This is a genomic window from Emticicia sp. GW821-FHT11C11, from assembly GCF_058808615.1.
Window position 1 is genome coordinate 2,213,696 of record NZ_JBXARV010000001.1, and the last position, 19,713, is coordinate 2,233,408.

At 39.6% G+C, this 19,713-nt stretch carries 19 protein-coding genes; 1 reads left to right on the top strand and 18 read right to left on the bottom strand.

The features are described 5' to 3' along the window. Positions 1–208: 208 nt before the first annotated feature. From AC1RRY_RS09440 to AC1RRY_RS09475, 8 genes are all read right to left on the bottom strand, one after another. Positions 209–1,705 carry an FG-GAP repeat domain-containing protein gene (locus AC1RRY_RS09440; RefSeq protein WP_492816113.1) on the bottom strand — a complete coding sequence of 499 codons (1,497 nt, stop codon included), beginning with the start codon at positions 1,703–1,705 and terminating at the stop codon, positions 209–211. A 135-nt stretch (positions 1,706–1,840) separates the two neighbouring features. Continuing rightward, positions 1,841–3,100 carry a sulfate adenylyltransferase subunit 1 gene (locus AC1RRY_RS09445; protein ID WP_492816111.1) on the bottom strand — a complete coding sequence of 420 codons (1,260 nt, stop codon included), beginning with the start codon at positions 3,098–3,100 and terminating at the stop codon, positions 1,841–1,843. Positions 3,101–3,157: 57 nt separating this feature from the next. Next, entirely contained in the window at positions 3,158–4,102 is a 945-nt protein-coding gene (gene cysD, locus AC1RRY_RS09450; protein WP_492816109.1) for a sulfate adenylyltransferase subunit CysD, read from the bottom strand. 30 nt (positions 4,103–4,132) lie between these two features. Then, positions 4,133–4,834: a phosphoadenylyl-sulfate reductase gene (locus AC1RRY_RS09455; RefSeq protein WP_492816107.1), complete on the bottom strand. Its 702-nt coding sequence runs from the start codon at positions 4,832–4,834 to the stop codon at positions 4,133–4,135. A gap of 12 nt (positions 4,835–4,846) precedes the next feature. Continuing rightward, positions 4,847–5,728, bottom strand: coding sequence for a sulfite exporter TauE/SafE family protein (locus AC1RRY_RS09460; protein WP_492816105.1), 882 nt, complete (start codon positions 5,726–5,728; stop codon positions 4,847–4,849). Positions 5,729–5,746: 18 nt separating this feature from the next. After that, positions 5,747–6,553: a uroporphyrinogen-III C-methyltransferase gene (cobA, locus tag AC1RRY_RS09465; RefSeq protein WP_492816103.1), complete on the bottom strand. Its 807-nt coding sequence runs from the start codon at positions 6,551–6,553 to the stop codon at positions 5,747–5,749. Beyond that, positions 6,550–8,640, bottom strand: a complete 2,091-nt coding sequence (locus AC1RRY_RS09470; protein WP_492816101.1) for a ferredoxin-like domain-containing protein — start codon at positions 8,638–8,640, stop codon at positions 6,550–6,552. The genes cobA and AC1RRY_RS09470 overlap by 4 nt, the downstream gene beginning before the upstream one ends. Positions 8,641–8,863: 223 nt before the next feature. Beyond that, positions 8,864–9,388: a class I SAM-dependent methyltransferase gene (locus AC1RRY_RS09475; protein ID WP_492816099.1), complete on the bottom strand. Its 525-nt coding sequence runs from the start codon at positions 9,386–9,388 to the stop codon at positions 8,864–8,866. 130 nt (positions 9,389–9,518) lie between these two features. Here AC1RRY_RS09475 and AC1RRY_RS09480 point away from each other — a divergent pair, with 130 nt between their 5' ends. After that, positions 9,519–10,049: an acyl-CoA thioesterase gene (locus AC1RRY_RS09480; RefSeq protein ID WP_492816097.1), complete on the top strand. Its 531-nt coding sequence runs from the start codon at positions 9,519–9,521 to the stop codon at positions 10,047–10,049. Here AC1RRY_RS09480 and AC1RRY_RS09485 read toward each other — a convergent pair. The 10 genes from AC1RRY_RS09485 to AC1RRY_RS09530 form a co-directional block, all read right to left on the bottom strand. Next, positions 10,044–10,958 (bottom strand): ribonuclease Z, encoded by a 915-nt coding sequence (locus tag AC1RRY_RS09485; protein WP_492816095.1) that lies wholly within the window; start codon positions 10,956–10,958, stop codon positions 10,044–10,046. The two genes, AC1RRY_RS09480 and AC1RRY_RS09485, sit on opposite strands and share 6 nt — an antisense overlap. An 82-nt stretch (positions 10,959–11,040) precedes the next feature. Next, positions 11,041–11,463: an STAS domain-containing protein gene (locus AC1RRY_RS09490; protein WP_492816093.1), complete on the bottom strand. Its 423-nt coding sequence runs from the start codon at positions 11,461–11,463 to the stop codon at positions 11,041–11,043. 54 nt (positions 11,464–11,517) lie between these two features. Continuing rightward, positions 11,518–12,393 (bottom strand): hypothetical protein, encoded by an 876-nt coding sequence (locus AC1RRY_RS09495; RefSeq protein WP_492816091.1) that lies wholly within the window; start codon positions 12,391–12,393, stop codon positions 11,518–11,520. Positions 12,394–12,423: 30 nt separating this feature from the next. After that, positions 12,424–13,452 (bottom strand): glycosyltransferase family 9 protein, encoded by a 1,029-nt coding sequence (locus AC1RRY_RS09500; RefSeq protein ID WP_492816089.1) that lies wholly within the window; start codon positions 13,450–13,452, stop codon positions 12,424–12,426. Between the two features lie 8 nt (positions 13,453–13,460). Next, entirely contained in the window at positions 13,461–14,438 is a 978-nt protein-coding gene (locus AC1RRY_RS09505) for a glycosyltransferase (RefSeq protein ID WP_492816087.1), read from the bottom strand. Between the two features lie 15 nt (positions 14,439–14,453). Beyond that, the gene (locus AC1RRY_RS09510; protein ID WP_492816085.1) at positions 14,454–15,620 is read right to left on the bottom strand and encodes a glycosyltransferase family 4 protein; all 1,167 of its coding nucleotides are present in this window, start codon (positions 15,618–15,620) and stop codon (positions 14,454–14,456) included. Between the two features lie 135 nt (positions 15,621–15,755). Next, positions 15,756–16,346 carry a D-sedoheptulose 7-phosphate isomerase gene (lpcA, locus tag AC1RRY_RS09515; protein ID WP_492816083.1) on the bottom strand — a complete coding sequence of 197 codons (591 nt, stop codon included), beginning with the start codon at positions 16,344–16,346 and terminating at the stop codon, positions 15,756–15,758. Between the two features lie 17 nt (positions 16,347–16,363). Beyond that, positions 16,364–17,464, bottom strand: a complete 1,101-nt coding sequence (locus AC1RRY_RS09520; RefSeq protein ID WP_492816081.1) for a glycosyltransferase family 4 protein — start codon at positions 17,462–17,464, stop codon at positions 16,364–16,366. Next, positions 17,461–18,438 (bottom strand): glycosyltransferase family 2 protein, encoded by a 978-nt coding sequence (locus AC1RRY_RS09525; RefSeq protein WP_492816079.1) that lies wholly within the window; start codon positions 18,436–18,438, stop codon positions 17,461–17,463. The genes AC1RRY_RS09520 and AC1RRY_RS09525 overlap by 4 nt, the downstream gene beginning before the upstream one ends. A 33-nt stretch (positions 18,439–18,471) precedes the next feature. After that, positions 18,472–19,548, bottom strand: coding sequence for a DegT/DnrJ/EryC1/StrS family aminotransferase (locus AC1RRY_RS09530; RefSeq protein WP_492816077.1), 1,077 nt, complete (start codon positions 19,546–19,548; stop codon positions 18,472–18,474). Positions 19,549–19,713 lie beyond the last annotated feature (165 nt).

A 19,713-nucleotide genomic window follows, 5' to 3' on the forward strand; every position in this document is an offset into this window, starting at 1 on the left:
GTTAAAGTATGATTCAAAACTGATACATGCAGGGAGAAACAATAGTTGTTGTCATAATTTATGACAACATTATCGAAGTGCAAATCTATAACTTTACCATAAACCCAAATATATCATTTTTTATTTAAGAAATATATTTTATGACTTATCTGCATAAAAATTTATGTCATTTTTACACTTAATAGTCATGAATAGATGAATCGCCGTCTTATTTTATATGCTTACTCTGATTGACTAACAATAATACCGACTTGGATTTCAGCCACTCTTTCAATAGAGTGCCGGGTGTATATCCAATCGGGTGATTACCCAGAATTATGTCGATGTCACCATCGTTGTCAATGTCTCCGGTATCCATTACCATCCAGCGGCCGTAGTTTTTTATGTTCAGTACTTTTGGAGTTAATTTTTGATTTTGGTTTTCGAAGAATACAAAATCTTTCGGGGTTTTCTCAAAGTAATCAACAAAGAAAGCAATGGCAGCGATATCAAGGTCGCCATCCAGGTCAAAATCTTTGGCTACTGCTTTATATGCACCATTCATCTGGAAAAAATACGATTCTTTAAAATTATTCTTTCCCTGATTGGTAAACAGATACACGCCGTGATATGGCTTCAATTCTCCTGAGTAATCAGAGTTGTCTCCGGCTGTATACAGAATATCTAATAAACCGTCTTTATTGAAATCAATTAATTCGAAGCCTGAGGAACCATAAACGGGTGGAAACCTAAGCAGGGTAGTGGCGCTGAACTGCAAATTGCCCTTGTTTTTATACCATACTATTCGCTCATCTCCCTGCCCGTATAAGGTTACTAAATCAGGTAACCCATCTTTGTCAAAGTCAATGGGAATGGTTTTAATAGCGCCCGGACTGTTGTCTATTACATGTTTTGTGTAGGTGGTTCCATTCTTTTTCCAGACAGCTAATTGCCCGGTATACACGCCAAATTCATTAACTACCAATTCTTCATCCGGTGTGGCGTCAAGATTAACCGATAGGGTTTGTGTGGGTCTGTACAGGTTAGTAAGCAACACTTCAGTCTTTTCATGGTTTATCAGATCTGTTTTTTTAACATATCCATGGTGCCTTACAGACGGGTCAATCGAATTGCCCATGTAAGTAAGCAACAGATTGTCTTTCTGAATTTTTATATCACTAATAGCGACATGACCTGTGAAGCGATTAATAGGTCTGCTATCTTTATCCAGCATCCATATTTCCTGATTTATTTCATCGGCAGCATAGGCTACCTGCGCTATGGTATCGATTCTGACACTGGTTATATTAGGCATCTTTTTAGAAAACGGCATGAAACTTTTGCCGATAAACAAGTCTTTTTCGGTAGCATTGACACCACTCAGAGGAAAACTAAGGCTATAGGGAGCTTTTGCAATGTAGTAATTCTTTATTTTCTCCCAATCTTCGTCAGAAACCGTCGGTTTGGCCGGTACATTCGTTTGTTCTATGGCATCGATTTTTGTCTGCTTATTAATGGCAGAAGTAACACCCATAAACAGCGCCATTTTGGGCAGCACTTTTTCCCAGTTGTTTTTGTCGAGCAATTCGGGCTGTGGAAACAAATGGCAAGTGCTACAATGTTTTTGAACCAAAGCCAGATCGGCCTTGTGTTCTTCTTCGGTATGGCATGCGTTCAGAAATATTGTCAGCAGGGCTATTGCAGATAATAGTAGTTTGTAAGTCATAGTTGAAATATTTGTTGCTCTAATTAAAGCAGAAATTCTATAAAAAAAAAGACAGCAAAGATTGCTGTCAGTTTTCACCGAACCCTAAACTAATTCAAAGCTTCAAGTCTGGTTGATGAATATTTTATAATCGTGTTATTCTACAAAGCCTATACCCACTGTGTTGTTCGTTATTTCGTCAATTAAAATAAAAGCACCGTTTGTCGGGTTATCTACGTATCGGTCTGCATAAACAGGGCTTGCTGTTTTAATAGAGACCCATCCGATTTCGTTTAGTTTAATACCACCCTCGTGTGACGGTTCGGTATCTAAAGTCATATTTTTAATATCAATCATCGAGTTAATACCAGTAACTTTGGCTTTCACGCGGTTGATACCATGCTGAAGCAGATAGGTTTTGCCTACTTTTAAAGCTTGTCCATCTAACCAGCAGATACGGGCATCAATTTCTTTTTTCGCTTCCGGTTGTTGGCCCACTTTCACAATCATATTACCTCTACTGACATCGATATCATCTTCAAGGGTAATGACTACCGATTCACGGGCGTGAGCAATCTCCAGATTCGTACCGAATTTCTCGATGGTTCTTATCTTACTTACTTGTCCGCTTGGTAGAGCCTCTACTAAATCGCCAACCAGAAAACTTCCGCTGGCAATTTTGCCAGCATAACCGCGGTAATCATGAAAAGCCTCAGTTTTAGGCCTTACTACCAACTGAACCGGGAAGCGGGCTGGCAGATGCGAAGTAGGATTTACCTGATTGTCCAGATTTTCTAAAGTTTCCAGCAATGCAGCCCCTTCATACCACGGTGTTTCGGTTGATTTTTTTACCAGGTTTTCTCCAAATAATGAAGAAATCGGAATAAATGTAATTGTCTGCCCTTCAAAACTTACCTGTTCTGCCAATTCTGAAAAGGCATTTTTTATTTCATCAAAACGTTCCTGACTGTAATTGACCAGATCCATTTTGTTGACTGCTACAATGATATTTTTGACGCGGAGCATCGAAGAAATGTAGAAGTGGCGTTTGGTTTGTTCTACCACACCATTGCGGGCGTCAATCAGAATGATAGAAACGGAGGTGTTTGAAGCCCCCGTAACCATGTTTCGTGTGTACTCAAAATGCCCTGGTGTGTCTGCGATGATGTATTTGCGCTTAGGAGTACTGAAATAGATATGAGCCACATCTATTGTAATGCCTTGTTCACGTTCGGCAATTAAGCCATCTGTTAAAAGAGATAAATCTACGAAATCAAGGCCTTTACGTTTTGAAGCCGCTTCAAGGGCTTCTATTTTATCGCCGGTTATAGAATTTGTTTCATAAAGCAAACGCCCGATAAGAGTACTTTTACCATCATCTACCGAGCCTGCCGTTGCTATTCTAAGTATATCCATTGTAATGTAATTCAAAAATTAACCAATCACTAATTCACTCAATCGCTCATTCACTAATTAAAAATACCCTGCCTGTTTGCGTTTTTCCATGGCTGCTTCCGAGCGTTTGTCGTCGATACGGGCACCACGTTCAGAGATTTTTGCAGATAATATCTCCGATATCACATCATCCAGATTATCTGCTTCTGAAGCAACTGCCGCAGTACAGGTCATGTCACCTACGGTACGGAAACGTACTTTGGTAGTATAAGGTATTTCGTCTTCCGATTTATTGATAAACTCAGAGTCGGCCCAGATGAGGCCATCACGGTCAAATACCTGCCGATCGTGAGTAAAATAGATGGTCGGAATACGTAATTTTTCTTCTTTGATATAATTCCAGACATCAAGCTCTGTCCAGTTCGAAATCGGGAAAACCCTCACGTTTTCGCCTATTTCTATTTTTCCGTTAAGCATGTCAAACAATTCGGGTCTTTGTTTTTTTGCATCCCATTGACCGAAATCATCACGAACCGAGAATATTCTTTCTTTGGCTCTGGCTTTCTCTTCATCTCTGCGGGCGCCTCCAATACAGGCATCGAACTTAAATTCTTCAATGGCATCAAGCAACGTAACGGTCTGTGCTGCATTACGGCTGGCATATTTACCGGTTTCCTCTTTCACCTTACCCTGCTTGATAGAATCCCCCACGTAGCGTACGTGAAGCTCCAGGCCCAGTTTGTTAACCAGCCAGTCGCGGTATTCAATCGTTTCAGGAAAATTATGACCCGTGTCTACGTGAAGTAGTTTGAAAGGTATTTTGCCCGGATAAAATGCTTTTTCGGCCAGCCTCACTACCGTGATGGAGTCTTTACCACCAGAGAAAAGAATGGCCGGTTTCTCGAACTGCGAAGCTACCTCTCTTAAAATATAGATGGCTTCATCTTCCAGTTCACGAGGGAAAACCCCGTTGATATCAGACGATGAATTAATAATTTCAGAATTGTTTAAAAAATTACTCATAATGCTTGTTTTTGCTCACCAAGCGCAAATTTACGAAACTTGGTGTAATCCACACTCTTTTTTAGATTCTTCCCACCACCAGCGACCTGCCCTTGGGTGCTCGCCCGGCTCAATGGCGCGGGTACAGGGTAAACAACCAATACTGATGAATCCTTTTTTATGAAGCGGATTATCGGGTATACGATTAACGGCAATGTATTCCAATACCTGTTCATAAGACCAGTGTATCAACGGGTTAAATTTCCATACCTTATTACCACCATCCCATTCCCATATCTTCATGTCATTTCTGTTCTCTGATTGCTCTGCTCTTAAACCTGTTATCCATACCTCGGCACCGGCCAGTGCTCTTTTCAGCGGTTCTATTTTTCTGATCGCACAGCATTCTTTACGGTTTTCAACCGATTCGTAGAAACTGTTGAAGCCTTTTTCGGTTACGAGTTGCTGTATGCGCTCAGTATTCGGGAAATACGTTTCTATGGGCTGTGTATACCGGGCACGGGTTCTGTCCATTAACTCATAAGTTTCCTGAAATAAACGACCCGTATCCAGGGTGAATACTTTAATGTCTACCGGGCCACCACTCACACTGTTTTTGAAAATAGCATGGGTAATAACCTGATCTTCTTGTCCGAATGAAGTAGAAAATACTACTTTACCCGGATATTGAGCAGCTATAAAGTTGAGACTCTCGTCCAGAGAAAATTTTTCTAATGTATCTATATCTAACATCGCAATGGCTAATTAAAACCAGACTTTAATAATATTGTAAATGCTAAGGCCTGAAACCAGAATCCCTACAATAAGCATGATGGTTTTAGGTCTGAACAATTTTACAAGGAAAGCCCCCAGCGGAGCTGCCAGCACACCTCCTAAAATAAGACCGGCAATGGGTTGCCAGGCCTGAATATCAATAAAAAGCATAAAAATACCTGTGCTGAAAAACGCCACAAAGAATTCGGCAGTATTTACGGTACCTATTGCTTCTTTAGGTGCATTACCTTTGTTGATAAGGTTGGAAGTAACCAAAGGCCCCCAGCCACCACCACCAATGGCATCAAAAAAACCACCGACCAGGCCTAATAGACCAAGATTCTTGTTGGTCGGGCTGGGCGGTCTTTTTCTGAACGCTTTAATGATAATAATCATACCTAAACCCACCAGATAAAGTGAAATATAAGGACGTATAACTTTGCCGTCCAGAATCTCAGAAATTAAATAAGCTCCTATCATGGAACCAATCACACCTGTGATAACGATTCTGAAAAAGAGCTTTTTATCAATATTGCCAAAATACAAATGTGAAAGACCGGAGACACCTGTTGTAAATACCTCAGCCGTATGTACACTGGCTGTAGCATAAGCCGGTGGAACACCTACACCCAGCAACATGGAAGTACACGTGATGCCATAGGCCATACCCAGAGCTCCGTCAACCAATTGTGCTAAAAAGCCAACACCTACGTAATAAATAAAGAGATTGTCAATACCCCATTGGAACGAATGAATACTGGCAAAAATACGATAAGTTAACACTCCAATTAAGAAAACTTTTAAAGCAAGTATTGCAATGGCAATATATTTCAGTCGAACATGCGTGCTTAGGGTATTCGCGATTCTTTCCATGTACTTTTGTTGCTTGTCTTAGTTTGTTTTATCTTTTCCGGAGTATTGATGACCTAAATAGCAGAGATGCTGAATACTGTTTTGTTTTACAACATTACCAATCAGTATAACTGCAGGATTACTTAAGACATGATTTGCCGCAATTTCTTCCAGATTTTTTACCTGGCCGATACCTATTTTCTGCTCACGTGTAGCCGCGTTCTGAATAATTGCCACTGGTGTGTCGCCAAAGCCCTCTTCTTCAAATATACGGGCTATAGCGGCCAGTTTTTTCATGCCCATTAGTATGACCACTGTAGAGTTAGAACGAGCCGCCAGTCTTACATCGTCAGACAATGACTGATCTGCTTTGGTACCCGTAATGACCCAGAAACCATCGGCAACGCCTCTGGCTGTCAAGGGAATTTCATAGAAGCCACCCGACATAATGCTTGATACTCCCGGTATGTAGGCTGTTTCAATACCTCTTTCTTTGGCATAGGCAATTTCTTCATTGCCGCGGCCGAATATAAAGGGGTCTCCACCTTTCAGGCGCACTACATGTCCTTTTTCGAATGCTTTTTCTGCAATCAGAAAATTGATACTATCCTGACTGACGCTTTTTAAATAACCGCGCTTGCCTACATAAATACGTTCGCAGGCGGGGTGGCAGTACTCCAATAGTTCTTCATCTATCAGGGCGTCATACAACACTACGTCGGCTTGTCTTAATGCGTTGATCGCTTTAAGTGTAATCAATTCAGGGTCGCCCATTCCGGCACCAACCACAGTCAGTTTGGGAATAGGGTGTAAAAAACCGGATTTTATGTTCGGGTTATCAATCATGCTTCAACAACAGCATTTTTATTAGCTTCTCTCCAGGTGATTGCTTCTTTCAGGAAGTTTTCAGATTCTGATATATAATCAATGGCAAAAATCTGGCTGGGTTCGTTCTGGTTAATTTGTAAAACCTGAGCTTTGAAATTACCACCAAACTCTTCAGCATAACTTTTATCAAATTCGTTCATCACACCATGTTGTGTACTGGTGTTGATGTTTTTATCGAGCAACAATGCTTTGGCAGTGTTTATTTGCGACTGATAAGCGTAATATATGGCATCTGCCCAGCGACCTTCGTCAAAGGCTGTTCTGGCCCAGTCTATTTTTTCTTCCGACTCATAGAAGAGTGTAGCTACCAGGTCAATAATCACACTGGCACATTCGCCCACACCAATTTCTGTCTGGAACAACTCGTCGCGTCCCCAGTCAACAAAATCAGTATCAATTAGCGTCGTTAAATCAGCCAATGGCTTCAATAAGGTGTAGAAGTATTTTTCACCCTGGCGGTCGTAGTAATCGTTGAAATACTCACCATCAAGGCCATTCGTTTCGTAATCATTCAATACAAGTCTTAACACTTGCGGGCCTCTCTTACTCGGAATCTTGATTACCTTATCAGAAATTCTTCCTTCTCCATTTCCTTTGATACCACCGCCCAGCAATACCTGAAGCGCCGGTAATACCTTTCCTGCCGATTTCAATGAACTGCCATGGAAGCCAATATGTGCCATGCTGTGCTGTCCGCAGGCATTCATACAGCCTGATATTTTTATCTGCATGTCGGTTTCCTCTACAAGTTCAGGGAAGTCTTCACGCAGTACTTTTTCAAATTCAAGGGTGATTTTGGTGCTGTCAGAAATGGCCAGGTTACAGGTATCAGTACCCGGACAAGCCGTGATATTCGCAATACTGTTGGCACCCGGCGAAGCCAGGTTATATTCGCTCAACACACTATAGACATAAGACAGATCTTTAGCCTGTACAAATCTGAATAACAGACCCTGATTGACCGTTACGCGCACATCATCTGCAATATAGGATCTCAGTTTTTCTATCAGACTTCTTGATACCACACTGGAGATGTCGCCCAATGGAACTCTTACAAAAACACCGTAGTAGCCTTCCTGCTTTTGTGCAAATACATTGGTTTTATACCAGTTTTTGTAGGCTTCCGTATTGTTTTCAGGTATTTCCTGTGTTTCCGGAGTTGCGTAATTGTACTGAAAATCAGGATTTTGAGCATCAATCGGATAGTTCTTTACTTTCAGCGCAATTCTTTCGTCTTCTACCAGTTTCATAAACTCCTCAAAGCCTATTTTGGCTATCAGGAACTTCATACGGGCTTTATGACGTGAATTTCTCTCACCGTATCGGTCAAAAACTCTGATAACAACTTCTATGAAAGGAATAACCTGATCTGCATCCAGAAACTCATACGCTACATGGGCTAGTTGAGGTTGTGCACCCAAACCACCACCCAGCATCACTTTAAATCCTCTTTTGCCGTCCTGAATTTTAGGAATAAAGCCTAAGTCGTGCATGAAAGTAAGTGCGGTATCGTCATCTGTGTTAGAGAATGCGATTTTGAACTTACGTCCCATTTCCTGACAAACCGGATTACGAAGAAAATACTCAAACGCCGCATGCGTATAAGGTGTTACGTCGAAAGGTTCTTTCGGATCGATACCAGCTGTAGGCGAGGCGGTGATGTTTCTTACTGTATTACCACAGGCTTCACGGAGGGTAATTTTATCCTGCTCCAGTTTAGACCATAACTCGGGCGTTCTGTCAAGACTTACAAAGTGAATCTGTATGTCCTGGCGGGTTGTAAGGTGCAGGTTACCTGTTGAGTATTCGTCCGAAATATCAGATATCCTTTTCCATTGGTTGAGTGTCATTTTACCATAAGGTAATTTGATTCTGACCATCTGTACCCCCTGCTGGCGTTGACCGTATACCCCTCTTGCCAAACGCAGACTACGGAACTTCTCCTCATGAATCTTTCCCTCGCGGAAAAGCCTGATTTTGCGTTCTAAATCAATGATATCTTTCTGAACTAACGGATTCTCTAATTCTGTACGAAAACTTTGCATGACTTCCTTAATTTAACTTTGCAAATATACATAAATCCTATAATTATTATAGACTATATAGGAGTGAATTTTAACTTTTTTTATAAAAGGCTGATAGTAAGTTTTTTATGATTTTTATTGCGAGAAGTGAATTGTCGTGTATAACTTATTAAGTAAACTTTTACGTTTTCAATTTAGTTTCAAAATCTGTAATTAAATTCTTCATTTAATTGATAGATTTGAATTACTCTATTAAAGCCGAGTATATTTCTCTGTTTCCGTAGATGGATGGTCTTGCATTAAGTTTATGGATATGTCTATAACCTGCTTTGGAAAAAAGAGACCTTAGTGACTCGAAACTTAATGGATACGGAACCCAGGTATTGGGGGAGTCGGTATCATATTCAATAATCAAAAAACAGGAATCTTTGGACAGATATTGTTTTATTTTGTTCAGAAATACCGCTTGTTCTTTTACAAAATGCAAAGAATTGGCCATCAGTATACCGTTCAGGTTTTCTGCATTCAGCGCTTCATTAACAAAGTTGACCCTCTGTTTACTGATAGCTATCTGATTCAGGCTTTCAGGTATTTTGTTTAATGCTGATTGGTCTGTATCAACAGCTAAAATTTGGCTGCCAGGCTCAAGAATAATTGCCAGTGCCCTTGTAAATGTTCCGGAGCCGCACCCTAAATCAGTCCAGTTTCTCTTGTTCTTAATCGAAAACTCCGGATGGGTAATCAATTGTATGGCATTAGTAAGCTCCATGCATGGATCAATAATATGAAAATAGTAAGTGCAATTTATAGAAATTCCTGAAAAAACGCGGTTTAGGGCTTAAGTTTTAAGTAATTGGAAAACTATTTCTAATTTTGAGTAAAATTACTGGCACATTCTTATGTTTGAAAAAATCAACGATGGGGAGTACCCCACTATTACGGAGTCAAAAGCTATTATTCGTTTTCAGGATTGCGACCCTCTGCAACACCTTAATAACTCTAAGTATTTTGATTATTATTTCAATGCACGCGAAGACCAGGTAGCAAAGCTGTATGGCTTTAAGTTTTCGGAAGTATTCAAAAACTACCGCACAAGCTGGGTGGTGTACCAGCACCAGATAGCCTATATTCGTCCGGCAGTGCTAAGCGAATGGGTGAAGATTTTTTCAAGAGCCATTTTTTTTGATGTTGATACTTTAGTGACCGAATATTATATGACTGACGAGAATATGAGTGAGCTGAAGAATTTTATGTGGACCACCAGCAAATATGTAAGTGTGGAAACGGGTAGGAGAGTGCCCCATCAGAAAGACATCATGCATTATCTTGAAGCTACCTGCGAGAAAAACGTCAATTTTAAAGAAATCAGCTTCAACGACCGCATTAAAGTAGTTAAACAGGAATTACTGCTGAAACAGGCTTCACTATAAAAGCTTGAAAGAGGCTCCCTCCTGTGCCAGGAGCGTATTTTCAAATACTTCCTGTGCTTCTTTCAGGTGTGTTTCGAGGGTTTTGTATCGTGAAGAATAATGCCCGATGATCAATTGCCCTGCATTAGATTTTTGTGCAATGGTAGCCGCCTGACGGGCAGTAGAATGGTTGGTGATAACGGCTCGTTTTAATTCTGTATCTACAAAAGTAGCTTCATGGAATATATTTCCTACATTTTGCAATTGCGGTATAATCGCCTCGTTGTAGGCCGTGTCTGAGCAATAGGCGAATGATTTTGAAAGAGCACCTGAAATGGTGTAATCTTCGTTTTTATATACTTTTCCGGTTAATGTATCTTCTACATCAAGCCCTTCTTTCAGCATTTTCAGGAACGGAACCGGGAAATTCTCCGGTAGTTTTTCAGCCAGCAGTTTTCTTTTGGTTTCTTTGGTTCTGAACAAGTAGCCGCAACAATCTATCCGATGGATTAACGGAATAGTTTCAACCGTCAGAATAGGTGTTTCTACTATCAGTTGTGCTACTGTGGTGTCTGTAGCAACAAAATTAACATTGAAATGCAGGTAGGTATGCGAATGCTTAAACTGGATAGTCAGTATTTCTGCCAGCTCTTTGGGGCCGTATATGGTTAAATCTTCTTTGCGTTGATTCAGGTTCCAACTGGAGATGAGGCCTATCAAACCAAAATAATGGTCACCATGCAGGTGGCTGATAAATATATGACGGATGCGATGAGAACGAACTTTGTGTTCAAGCAGGCGAAATTGCGTGCCTTCACCGCAGTCAATCAGATAATGTTCATTGTCAAGTGTAAGTAAGTAGGCTGATGGATTATGTTCAAGCGTGGGCGTAGCAGAGCCGGTACCAAGTATTAATAGTTCAAAATTCATGATAACCCCTTGCCCCTAAAGGGGTACATTTAAACAAAGATGGTTGAATAGATAGTTGCTTGTTTGAGTGATTCTGTTTGCATCAGAATTTTTCTTCCTGAAAACCGTTTTCTTCACCCAGATCAAACTCGTCATCGCTTTCCTCACGGAAATCATTTTCAAGGTCGTTCATAAATACGGCATCGATGCCTTCGTCAACGGTAGGCAGAATGACTAATTCAGTAATTTTTGCCGCGTCAATCGTATCTATTAAATCATCATCTTTTGTGCAAATCACAAAAAGACCCTGTTCGGTTCTGCACACATGGGTAGCTTTTCTGATTAAAGAAATGCCTGCGTCATCAATTTCGGTAATTTTGGTGAAATCAACTACCATGTTGGTGAAACCTTCACGGTATAGCAGCACCACTAATTTTTCGAATGGAGCAACAATCTCAGTTCCAAAAGAAGTTTCGTCTAAAGAAATAAGTACGTATTGCTCTGTCTTTTCAATTTTGTAATTCATAAAACGAATGTCAGGTATTTTGCAAAATTAAGTTAAAAAACTATTTCATTCAAACTATTGTATCAAATCGATTAGTTTATCAACCAAACCATTTATCTTCCTTATGTTTCGGGCAATACCTTTACCTATTTTATTTTCTTTAGGGTCAGGTATTCCATAAAGCGGTTCTGTTTTCTTAATCGGATTTTTCCGTAGTTTTTTTCTGTACGCGCGCCAGTATTTCATGCCTTTAAAGTTGACTGAAATGAGCGGCTGGCCATTGACAGTATTTTTTGCTGAATCAATTTTTCTTTCAGGTAAACTCCAGATGCCTAAATTCAGCCCTTCATGTTTTTGTATGAGTACTTTATCATAGAAAGCCGGAACAAATTCAAGCCAGAGCTGGTCGGTATTCAAGCCTTTACATAGATCAACATAGCCTTTTTCAGCCGTGCTTTTGCTCCACCATTGCAGAAACCTGTGTGTTTCTTCCGACCTTCTGAAACCAATAAAACCTGAATGAAAAATACCGGTATTGAGTATTTGTTTCTCATTAGGGTGCATTCCTACATGCAATAGTTGCGGTACAAGAATGATATTGTAATGGTTCAGGTCATTTTCTAAGAAGTCAACAGAGCTGAAGAGCACGCTGGTGCAATCAAGGTAAATGACTTTGTCAGAACTCTTTAAGGCATAATCAACAAAGAACGGTTTGCAGTCAGGCAATAATTCACTGACCAGGTAACGCTCTGTCATACTATCAAAATGAGGAATGCCTATTTCACTCACTTCAATAACTTTGTAAGCGACTTCAAAATCATCCGGAATCCTATCTTTCTTGTCAATCAAACCGATAAAAAAATCAGCATCGGGTTGATGTTGCCTGATGGAGTCGCCCAATAGATGCGCCTGTGGTAATTGATGAATATTGCAAAGTGTAAAAAAAAGCATACGGTCAAGACAGAGAAACACCCGGTTTCTCTAAGCTACAGGTAATAGTTTATGTTGATTAATAGCCTCAATTACTTCGTCGACGGGGATGTCAGCACTCGGGCCTTCTGTATTTCTTATAATTAATACGTTTTCACCGGATTTATATTTACCGGAATAAGGATTCTGATTAATGAAATCGGCCAGTTTACCTATCATAATAACGCCATAGGTACCAACGGCATTGGCCAAGTGAGCAGGGCCACTGTCTATCCCTATAAACAGTTGTGCTCTTTTAATAACTTCTGCTGTTTCCAGCAAGGTCAGTTTTCCGCACAAATTGATGTATCTTGGACTGGTTACATCCAAATCACTGCTCAGGCCTATTTCAATGATGTAACAATCTGTTTTTTCAAGTAAATAACTGATTAAGGCTTTCCACTTGGTATTATTCCAGTTACGGCTGCTTTGTGCTGACTGGCAATGAACAATCAGAAATTTTTCCGGTAATTGTAACGAATCAACTTTTGCTCTGTGTGCATCAGTAATAAACAATTGCGGTTGAATATCTTCTATCGGAATACCAGCCATTTTTTGTTGAACAGTGAGCAGGTTTCCTTTAAAATAGTAATTATTAATGGTGATATCCTTACTATCTGCCGCCGGATTTTCTACAAACACGTCGCATGTGGGACAATAACTGTTGTTGCGAAACTGCAGATTATAAATAACATCAAAAATACCTGAATTAATCAGCAGACGCCTTTGGTTGGCACAGAATTCTTCCAGGATATCATCCAGATTCGGATTATTTTCGAGCAATTCTCTGAACACCGACCTCACGATCCAAAGAATATAATCATCCGGGTGTTTTTCTCTAATCTGCCGTGTAATAGGCTCTGCAGCTACTATATCGCCAAACTGTTGGGTAAGCACAATAGCAACTACTTTTCGTTTACCCGAAAACCTGATTTTTAATAACTGTATTTTGAAATAGACGGCTAAAAAATTCAGATAAACCAAAAACAGATGAGAGTATTTTCTATAACGATGTTGCCAGAGTGCAATAATTTTCTGCATAAACAAGATCACTCAAACACCTGAGCTAATTTTTCGAGTGGGAGTTTTAAATACGTTCTTACCCGCAAATATCGCTTTATTTTAGGAGGTTTAATATAGTCACACTTAAAATGTTTCCAATACAACTCATTATTTTTCAGCAGCTCGTTTCTGTATAAATCAAATAACGGCACCAGATCGGAGCGTTTTTCAAAAGTATACCTGTTCTGGTATTTCGAGATTTCTTGTGGCTTGGCAATGAGATAACCACTGAAATGGAAAAACTGCAAAGGTACGTTTTCATTAACAAACCATTGTCCGTCTTTCTGGCTGCAATATCTCTCATGTATGTTCCAATAGGCTACGTTATAACCGGAGTGCTTGTCAATCAAAACCTTATCGAAATAGGCCGGAAAGAAGTCGGCCCAATGCTGGTCTACAAAAAGGCCGTTGCAGAGGTCTATCACACATTCTTTTTTGAGTTTTTCGCACCACCAATCAACCATCTTTTGGGTGGTTTCTGAACGACGCATGGCCACAAAACCAAAATTGAAAATTCCTGTGTTGGCATGTGTCTCATCAGCAGGGAAGGCCGTGTCAGTATAAGGCGAAGTAATGTGCGGAGTAACAACAATGTTATAATTTTCTAAGTTTTTCTCCAGTAGCGTCAGTTTATCGAATATGATAATGTCCGGGTCAAAATAGATAATATTGGTTACTTCCGGATTATTTTTCAGAAAATGATTGATATAATAGGGTTTTACAGCCGTATTAAGTTCTGTAATATCATATCGTTCGCACATACCTGCCAGGTCTTCAATTTGTATTTTGTCGAGTTCCAGCAGGGGGTACTCCGGCAATTTACTTTTATCAATTTCTTTGGTATCCAATTTATCAACCAGACCTATGATAAACTTAAAATGAGGGTTATGTTTTTTAAGTGAATCACCTAAAGTATGAGCCTGAGCAAGATAATTGACCGAACAAATGGTAAAAGCAAGTGTCATGTAAGTATCAGTCTTTTAGGATAAGTTTTGTAATAATTTTTCTATTTTAAGAATCGAGTTTTCGAAACTATACTGATTCAGTACTTTTTCTCTGGCTTTTTTGCCATACAGGTTGGTTGGATTTTTACTAAAATCAACAATTTCCTGCGCCATCTTTTCAATGTCAAGGTAATGAAACAATTTCCCAGCGTCCTGCTCTATGAATTCAGAGCACCCTCCGGTTTTTTCAAACCCGAAAATCATTCTTTCAGCTAATGCGGCTTCGAGCATCACCAAAGGGAAAGGATCTTCTCTTGATACTACAGTAAATATATCAAAGCTGCTAATTAATTCTATGGCCTCAGGAGTAGGCTCTATGAATGTAATATTATTGCTGATACCCATTCTGGTGACATCAAAAGCAACCTGTTGGTAGTATTCTCCTTCTTTTTTTATACCCACCCAGGCAAAGTGTATATTTTCCGGATTAATATCCATCACTCTGCGCGCCAGCGAAGCGAATACATCGACACCTTTTCTCCATTCTGCATTGCCACAGCCTCCAATCAGGAAGGCATCTGGTGGAATCTGATATTTTTCTTTGATAGCAGCACGATTGGTTTCGGCTGATCTACGTAAAACATCCTGATTATTTACAAAAGAGTGAATTACTTCAATTTTTTCCTTGTCAAACCCATGATTCTCGATCAGATTATCGGCCACAGCTTGTGAACAGGCAATCAATTTGCTTGTATTATGAAACAGAAAATTTCTGTTTTCTGCAGACGAGTAAAACTGAATGGAAAATTCAAGCTCATGTATATGCGTAATGAGCGGTAGTTTCAGATATGAAAGTAGTTCGGGCATTACATTTGCCGTAGCAATTGTATTGGCATAAATGTATTGGAAGCCCTCAGAGGCTAGCTTTGTATAGAGTAACTCTCTGGACCGTTGAATGGAATTATTAGCACCTATACCTAGTTTCTTTAAAACTTTACCCACCAGATTTTGTGACAGGGAATTTGTTTCTACTGGATATTGATGTACCGTACAAATTTTTTCAAAATCCTTTTCCAGACTTCCTCCTTCAAGCAACAACAAATGCATGGACACCTTTTTCTGTTGAAAATATTTCATAATATTCAACAAAAAAATTTGCGCTCCGGCGCGGTTGGCATCATGACTAATGAAAAGGATTTTCATGACAGGGTTTATGAATAGAGAAAAACTTCTTGAACTGTGATGAAACTGATTCTGATAATCGTTGTGAATTTTAAATCGGCTGATTTAATTATCCCTGTATTTTAAGAATCAACTAAACCATCATATTCAGTTAAATCATAGTTCCGGATTTATCACTCTTTTTTCAATCAACAGAATCAGGATATGAATAACTTTGATATGGATTTCCTGAATACGATCGGCGTATCCGAAATGAGGTACTATAATTTCTACATCGGCCGTGCCTTTCAGTTGCCCGCCCTCTTTACCAGAGAAAATAACTGTTTTCATACCTTTTTCTTTGGCTGCTTGCACTGCATTGATAATATTTTTTGAATTACCACTGGTGCTGATTCCCAACAGTACATCTCCGGTATTACCTAAGCCTTCAATGAAACGGGAGAAAACGAAATCATAGCCATAGTCATTACCTGTGCAGGAAATATGGCTCGGATCAGAAATAGCGATAGCAGCCAGTGCGCGGCGATTTTCTCTGTATCGACCAGACAACTCTTCGGCAAAGTGCATGGCATCGCAGTGTGACCCGCCATTACCGCAGGAAATAATCTTTTTGTCGTTTTTCAGTGCATTGGCCATTAGATCGGCCGTAGCTTCTATATTTTTCAGATTTTCTTCTGATGAAATAAAATCGTCAAGCACTTTCTGTGCTTCTTTCAGTTCACCCAATATATCGTTCAGTGCACTCATGTTACAATACTATTAATTTAATTAAAAAAAGTAACCCACTTTTCAATCTGATTTCTGATATCAAAATTTAAAGCACGGTTTTTTAAAGTATCTTTATTTATATCAATTTCCTTATTCTGAATCTTTATCATGGCATCGGCTAAATCTTTCGGATTAAAGCTATCAACCACCAGACCCATGCCGGCCTGCATAAATTCATCTATTCCGCCTGAATTGAAACCCGCAATTGGCTTTTGCAGAAAAGCAGCTTCAATCATCACAAGCGGGAATGGGTCTTCCCGCGCCAGCAAAACAAAGCCATCGGCCATGTTCAGGTAATCATAATACTTGTCTGATTGTTCTCCGGCCACAACAAAATTCAGTTTATCGTGTTTAGTCCTCTGCTCAAGGTAGTGCAAAACGCCCGTCTTTTTAATATTACCCAGCCAAAGTAAATAAACGTTGGCAGGCAGATTTTCTAAAACATCCAGAGCTGTATCGTACCCTTTCCGGAGGTTCATGGAGCCTGACATAACCCAAACGTAAGAATCCTGCGGAATACCCAGTTCCTGTCTTAATTGCCCTGTGTCCGACTTGGTACTGATTTTTTCAGTATCAATAAAAGAATGAAGCAGTATGGTGCTGGTATAACCCATCTGTCTGATTCTTTTCTCTACAATGGCTGAGCAGCAGATTATTTTCTCGGCATTGTCAAACTGAAATTTGAAATCATCGTACATGATTTCGTCATAAATACTGACCAGTTCGTGCACATGCACAATGTAAGGTATGTTAAGGCTATGCGCTAAACGGGCGAATCGCGGCATGGTTAGCGTATTCAGATACCATTTGTCGGCTTTTACCTGCTGCTGAATTTTCAAAATACGGCTCTCCTCAGGAGTACGCTTGAATAGCTTAAAATAAACGCCTTCGTATATTTTTGATAGAAATCCATCTTTGCGGGTGTTCACGAAGGTAAGGTCAGCAGTTGAATGTTTTGCAAATAACTCCCCATTCTTACAGCTATAAACAACTGATTTGATTTTGCCCGATAAATGTCTGAGCAGGTACCAAATCATCATTTCAGAGCCGGTTCGTCCACCAGTTGGTGTAAGAAAAAGAATGGTTTTCTCTTTCATTTAATTTTATAAAAGGTTGGTCTTTTCAGTACAATTTTCAAGAAAAACGCCGAAAATCTGCCGATTGTTCGGGCAAATCTTTTTTGGTTGTATAAATCGCCGAACGGATTTTGCATCTTCAGCAGATTTGATACCATTTTCATCAGAAAAAAAACAGGTACCCACAGCCAGTAGTGTAACATTAACAGAAAATAATGAAACACACCATATTGTTTACGTATCCATACCAGATTCGAGAGATGAATCTGCTCATCAAATCTATTAAAATAGGTATATCTTTGTGCTTCTTCATACCGTTCCGGCTTGCTTCCCCATTCTTCATGTATGATTCTGCAATCTTTAAATACCAGTAATCGGCCAATCTTACCTAATCTGTGTCCCCATTCGGTATCTTCTCCATACAGGAAAAACTCCTCATCAAAGCCTCCGGTTTTCTCAAAACCTTCTTTGCGCACCATCAGAAAGGCAGCAGCAATATAATCGACCTGTTCGGGGTCATCATACTTTGTGTAAGGAATAAGCTTATCTAAGTATTTTCTGAGTGGGGGCGGGGTAATCCAGAAATCTCTTCTGAAAGTAAAGGTATGATAAAATGCCCTGGGACTGAAATCAGGATATACCTGATAGGCACCTCCGGCAATGGCATCAGGGCGATTTTCCATATTTTCAACGCATCTGTCAATCACCGGTTCAAATAACTTGGTGTCTGAATTCAATAGCAGAAAATATTTGCCGGTGGCCAATTTCATACCGAGGTTATTAGCCCGGCCAAAACCCGCGTTATAGCCCATAGGAGCCCACCTTACCTCAGGAAAATGCTCTTTAACAAATTCTTCATCATTATCTTTCGATTGATTATCAACAATTATCACTTCATAGCTTACTTTCTTTGTAAACTGTTTAACTGTTTTCAGGCAGTCAACAATCAACTCAGGAGTACGATAATTGACAATAATTATAGATACATCTATCACTGATGAAATATATTGGCTTTGAATTGAAAAATATTAAAGCGTACTATTAACTATTCTGGCTATTCTCTCTACATCTTTCAAGTCCAGATCGTAGTACAAAGGTAATGATAATGCCCCTGACGACAACCTTTCTGAAACCGGGCAGGGGTTATAAAAATCAAGATAAGGAAGTTGGTTGAGCGACGGATAAAAATAGCGGCGTGGTACGATATCCTCTTTATGCAAAGCCTCAGTAACCTCAAATAGTTTTTGTTCTGAAGGCAGCATAATCGGGTAATAGGCATAGTTATAAACAAATCCTTCTATGTCTTGCTTGGGTTGTTTTAGTTTTGTCCAGTCTAAAAGCTGATCATATTTTTCAGAAACTATTCTTCTTTTTTCTATGATATCTGCTACTTTAGGTAGGTTACATAAACCCATTGCTGCATGAAACTCAGAGTTTTTGGCATTAATGCCTATCATATAATAGTCATCGTTTTTATGCCCGAAACTTCTATAATGAGTCAGCACTTTCAGCAGTTCCTCATCTTTGCAGATAACGCAACCTCCTTCAATGGTATGAAAAACCTTGGTTGCATGAAAACTACAAGTGGCTACATCGCCAAAAGATAAAACAGAATTACCCTTATAGGTAGCACCAAAGCAATGTGCTCCGTCGTAAATTACCTTTAAATTGTATTTGCGCGCTATTTGGTCTATTTTTTCAATATTGCAAGGGCGACCATATACGTGTGTGGCCATAATGGCCGATGTCTTTTCGGTTATGGCCTGCTCTATCAAATCGGCGTCGATATTATAAGTATCTTCTTCAATATCAACGAAAACAGGTTTTACGTTTTCCCAAAGTATAGAGGTAGTGGTTGCGCAATATGAAAACGGTGTGGTGATGATTTCACCTTTCAGATCAAGTGCCTTAATAGCTATTTGCAAAGCTATAGTACCGTTGGTAACATACAGGAGGTTTTCTACACCCAGGTAGTCTTTCAATTTAGCTTCTAACTCACGAACCAAAGGCCCGTTATTAGTTAGCCACGTATTTTCCCAGATACCTCTTATTTTCTCCTGGTATTCTTCAAATGATGGTAAAAATGATTTTGTTACGTTTATCACAATAAAGGAACGCTTTGTTTAAACCGATGAAGATTCTGAACCGACTCAGATTTTATTGCTGCAACATATATAAGCAAATTTCTCCATCCGTTCAGAATGTAGTTTGCAAATGTAGTTAATATTTGAATATAAGGAAGACGATTTACCGAATCCTTTAAATCGTAT